Annotated in this window: 1 protein-coding gene; it reads left to right on the forward strand. The window is 38.4% G+C overall.

Annotation, left to right across the window (positions count from 1 at the left end):
• Positions 1 to 6,121 (forward strand): hemagglutinin repeat-containing protein (locus H3T80_RS12080; RefSeq protein WP_198201847.1); only part of this gene is annotated, 6,121 nt, incomplete at both ends.

Below are 6,121 nucleotides of genomic sequence, written 5' to 3' on the forward strand. Positions count from 1 at the left end.
ATAATGCAGGTGAATTAGGTGCCAGTATCAACAATATTAGCATTAGTGCCGAGGGTAAAATTACTAACCGCGGTGCGATACAGGCTAATAAAAATGTAATATTAAATAGCCAACACACCGTTGATAATCACAAACAGTTGTACGCCAAAAAAGATATTCAGGTCAATGCTAAAAATTCTGTCAAAAATACAGGGAGTTTTGTTGCACAGAAAAATATCGCAATGTCTGCCAATAGGATTGAAAACAGTCAAACCGGGACACTTGCTGCGGGTGTTGATAGCCATGGAAAATTGAGTCAAGATGGTTCATTAGACATCAACACTACCACTGCCCATTTAACAGGGAAAAGCTTGGCTGGCGCGTCAATTAACGTACAAGCAAGTGGTGATATTAATTTAGATAACAGTCAACAAATCGCTAATGCCATTAATATCTCAGGCAAAGAACTGAGAGCTAAGCAAAGCATAATAAAAGCCGACCAAAATATAAAATTAACCGCACAAGATAACCTTTCTGCAACAGATAGCCACATTTTTTCTAACGAAAATATTGCCATAAAAGCAGGAAAAACGATTGATGGTGATGATATTTCCTTGATGGCTAAAGGGAATATTCATGCACAAGGGCAACAAATTAGCTTGCAAAAAGCACAAACATTATCAGAAAAAGACAGCACCTTTATTGCCAACAAGACGATTAACAATCGTGAGGCAAAAATCAGTAGTAAAGGTAATGTATCCCTTGATGCTGATGATATTAATAATTCTGAGGCGACATTTATCTCAGAGCAAACTATTTCGTTGTCTGCAAATGAAATCGATAATCAGCAAGCGATAGTTCAAAGTTTGGGAGCGACTCAGATTAATGCAAAGACAATTGATAACCGCCAAGCAAAATTTAATGTTGACCAATTAGATATTAAAGCGCAACAGTTACTGAATCAAAAAGCCAACATGCTGATTCAAAAAGCTGCGACGTTTGCAATTGGGAATATGGAGAATCAAGACGCTAAAATTTTAGCCTATGATTTAGCTATTGATGCGGATAAATTGAGTGGTGATGGTCAATTATTAGCCGAAAATGATATTCGATTAACACTCGTTGATTCATTTCATAACCAAAGTGACATCATTGCCAATAATAATATATATATTCAAACGCAGCAGGATATTTTAAATGACCAGCTTATCTTGTCGGGCAAAAAACTGGATATAATGAGTCAACAATTAACCAACAGTGAAAAGGGTGAAATAAGTAGCGATTTACTGAATTTAACACACGATACATTGACCAATTATGGTTTAATCGACGGTACGGTGACTGACATCAACGTCACCACATTAAATAATTTAAATACCGGTAAAATTTATAGTGATGATTTACAAATTGATGTACAGACACTCAATAACCAAGCCAATAATGAGCATGCGCCGGTCATTGCTGCTCGTCATGATTTTAAGCTCAATGCAAAAATCTTAAACAATTATAGCCACGCTTTGCTCTTAAGTTTAGGAAAATTTAAAATTAATGCTGATGTTATTAACAACCATTCTGCACGTATTGAATCGTCAGATGATATGACGATTTATGCAAATAAAATTAATAATATTAATGATAATTTTAAAACAGAATTAGTCAAAATTAGCCAACAACATAAATTAGAGTTTGCTTTTTATAATAGTAATAAACGATACAGTGGTAATAATTATAAAATTAGGAAAGGACATGATAAGAAGAAATACCCGACATTGATTGCCTATAATGAAGATGGCACAAGTCGTTCACATTATAAATATATTGAATACAATTACACCCAAAAACATTACCAAACCCAAATCATTGAAACAGAGCCGGCTGAAATTATATCAGGTAAAGATTTACTGATTGATGCGAATCATGTTATCAATAGCAACAGTAAAATCGTTGCCGGAGAAGCATTACAATTATCGGTAGGATTATTAGATAATATATCCACTAAAGGGATAGATCGTGTTACTGATGAAGGCTATCAAGTTCGTCATGATAGAAAGTGGCATGGTGGAGGCAAAAGAAAGTATTCCTCGAAGACGCGAACAACGAATTATAACAATATAGTTGAAACCAGTTTAGACTTAGATGCGGGTAAAATTGCTGAACATCAGTTTGTTTCAAGCACTACAGTCAATACACCTGAGAAAAGTCAAACAGGGGTAATAGTTGACAGCAGTGACCGTCAAATAGCACAAGTTAATGCAATCAGCACCATTGAGCCAAATTTAACCCTACCAGATAACAGTTTATATACGGTCAATAAAGACCCTGAAAGCCTTTATTTAATCGAAACCGACCGCCGTTTTACCAATCGTAAAAAATGGTTAAGTTCTGATTATATGACCAATCGAATTAAAACCGATCCTGATGTTATCCAAAAACGGTTAGGCGATGGTTATTACGAACAACAGTTGCTACAACAGCAAATTATAGCTTTGACAGGTCAACGTTATCTTGCTGGTTATCAAAGCGATATTGAGCAATATAAGGCACTCATGGATGCCGGCATTATGTTTGCGAACCAATATCAATTTAAAATTGGGGTCGCACTCACCCCAGAGCAGATGGCCCAACTTACTAATGATATGGTTTGGTTAGTGAGTCAAACGGTGATTGTTGATGGTCAACCACAACAAGTGTTAGTCCCGAAAGTCTATATTGTTAATCGTCCTGAACTTTCAACTGATGGAGCATTATTAGCTGGACGTAACGTTAAAATTGAGAGTGATAGTGACATTTATTCGAATGGTAATCTTATTGCTCAGCACCAACTCAGTGTATCAGGCCACAATATAGAACAAGAAGGGATATGGAAAGCCGGCAGTATCGCCGTTAATGCGGCAGAGAGTATTCGAAGTCGTGGCGCTTTTGTGGCTGATGAAAATATTTACTTATCAGCAATCAATGATATTTTATTGACGACAACAACCAATACAACCGAAGTTAACTATGGACCGGGTAATTTCAATCGTAATACTGTGATTGATAAAGTCGCTTCGTTACAAAGTAAAGAAGGCGATATTGTTGTTCAAGCTGGGCATGATGTGAACATGACTGGTGCAATGATTATCAATGGTGGTGAATCAAGTAAAACTCAAATCAAGGCTGGCCATGATATTGAGTTAAATAAAGTCAATACTCAGACTGCATCACATGCCAACTTTGGTAAAAACGATTATCGAGATATTGATGAAAGTCGCGTGCTGGGTACACAAATTCAGTCAAATGGCCATATTTCATTACAAGCCGGCCACAACATTGATACGCATGCTGCATCCGTATCAGCGGACAAATCATTAATTTTACAAGCAGGTCATGACATTAATCTGATGGCAGCTGAAGAGCGTACGGCATTAACGGATCATAATACTAAAGAAAACAATCGATTACTGAATAAAAAAAGCACAACACGTCATCTTGAAATTGATAATACTACCCAGTTAGGCAGTGAACTTTATGGTGATAGTATATTGATAAAAGCAGGGCATGATTTAGATATATCGGGCAGCATGGTAATAGGGGCGCAAGATGTCTACCTCAATGCGGGTAATAATGTAAATATTGAAGCGGCAGAAGAAACTTATTACCGCTATGAGAAACAAAAAACAAAAACATCTGGAGTATCAACAAGTTCAAAAGGAATAAGTGTTGGTTCGCAATCAACCAAGGCTACCTCAACCTCTAATGAAGTTAATCAATCTCAAGCAGGCAGTTTAGTCGGTACCTCCGGTGGTAATGTGATTATCTCGGCCAATAAACAAGTAACCATTAGTGGCAGTGATATTATTGCCGGTCGAGCAGAAGGTGATGATAAACGCGCCACCGGTCATATAGACATCAGTGGTGAAGATATTTCGATTATCCCTGGCCATGATATTGTTGATAGAAAACAGACTTTCAAATCAAAATCTTCGGGTGTTGGTATTTCGTTTAGTAATCCAATAACTGAGAGTGTGCAAAATATTCATGATATTTTCAAATCCTCAGGTAATAAGGTTGAAAAAGCGAAACAATTTACCGGTGAACTGGCTGCATTAGCTATGGATATAGGTAACCCAGCCTCATCCCCAATTTCATACCATAAATCGTCAACGAAAAGTGAATCAAGTTTACACGGTGAATATAGTAACGGTAGCACATTAACTGCAGCTGGCGATATACAACTTCATGCCACTAATAGTCAGGAAAGGGATTCACAAGGACAATTAACGCATGGCGATGTCGTCATTAGTGGAAGTGACTTAACCGCCGGTGAAGCCATCATTATTGATGCTAATCGTCACGTCATTATTGAAACTGCTACCGATAAACAATCGGAATACAGTAAAACTAAAAGTAAAAACTGGAGTGCAACGACGGCCGGACCAACGGCGGGTTCATCAGTACGATTTATCAATGGTAGCCCAAATCATGGTGCAAGCATCTTACCATTTGGTAGTGAAAGCTCAGGGAATCGAAGTAATAGTGATGTCATTGGTCAAAACGCCTCCACGCTCACGGCGAATAATATTTCCGTCAATAGCCATGAAGGCAACATCGACATTAAAGGTAGCCTATTAAATACTCAAGATGATATCAACTTACGTGCGGAAAAAGGCAATATTGATATTGGTGCTAGTACGAATCAATCACATAGTGAAAGTAAAGGTTACAATAAAGTCGTAGGTGAATTAAATGGCAATGGCTACAGTGGTACAGTTGGCTACCAACACTCCCGTTATAAAGAATTAGAAGATAAAGCAACACAAAGCAATATCCGTAGTGGACTAAACAGTGCTAAAGGCAATATCAATGTTATTGCTGGTGATGACGTCAAACTAGCGGGTGTCGATATTACCGCTGGTAAATCAGTAAACTTAACGGGTAAAAATGTCATTATGGAAACCAGTGAGGACAATATTTACCAAAAAGTAGAGACTCAAAATAAACAATATGGAGTAACTGTCTCGGCCTCTGGTTATGCGGTCACCGCAGCACAGTCAATTGAAAAAGCAGCAAAAGCGATTGAAAATAAGGAAGATAAACGTTTAGCCGCTATTTATATGGCACAAGCCGGTGTAAATGCGGCACAAGCTGATTTAAATATGTCCGATGCACCGGTAGAAGTAAATCAACCAACAGCAAATGCGGAGAGTAATGCTAATGGTGGTGGCTCTTCTTTGATTAAAGTCAACGCAAGCATAACCGCTGATAATTCAAAACAAAAAACAGAGTATAACAGTCATACTCAAGCCGGTACGGTTATTCATGCTGGTCAAAATGTGAATATCAATGCAAAAGAAAATATTGAAGGCAAAGGCGTTGAAATTATAGGTAAAGATGTCAATCTCAATGCGGGTAATGATATCAAATTTGACTCAGCAAACAGCACTGAAAAATTGAAAAGCACGGATTCTGGCAGTCACTATGGTGTTGGTGTCGGCTTTGGATTAGTGGGCGGGCAAAATGGTTTTTCAATTGAGTTAGCCGCCAGTCAATCCAAAGGTAAAGAAAACGGTACCAGTGATATCAATCACAACAGCACCATTACCGCCAGTAATACGCTTAACATCCAGAGTGGTCGAGATGTTATTTTAACGGGCGCGGAGTTATCTGGTGAGCAAGTCATTGCCGATATAGGTCGTCACTTAACCATCAGTAGTGAACAAGATAAAGAAAAATATGATGCTAAACACACCAGTGTTGGTGCAAGTGCCAGCATCTGTGTACCGCCATTTTGCTATGGTGCAAGTAGTGCGAGTGCTAATTTTGCTCAAGACCGGATGAAGAGTAATTATGAATCGGTTAACGAGCAATCGGGCATATTTGCTGGTAGTGGTGGTTATGATATTACTGTGGGTGAACATACCCAACTAAATGGTGCGGTGATAGCCTCTGAAGCTGACCGGTCAAAAAATCGCTTAGATACCGGCACTATTGGCTTTACTGATATTAAAAACAAAGCCGAATATGATGTCAGTAGCGCCTCGGGCTCTATTGGGGTAAGTAAAGGACCTGGTAGTGGTGGTTTTTCACCGACCAGTAGCCAACCAACCGTTTATGACCATAACGATGAAGCCTCGAATATTACGCACTCGGCAATCAGTGACGG

Source organism: Gilliamella sp. W8145, assembly GCF_016101145.1.
Classification (GTDB): domain Bacteria; phylum Pseudomonadota; class Gammaproteobacteria; order Enterobacterales; family Orbaceae; genus Gilliamella; species Gilliamella apis_A.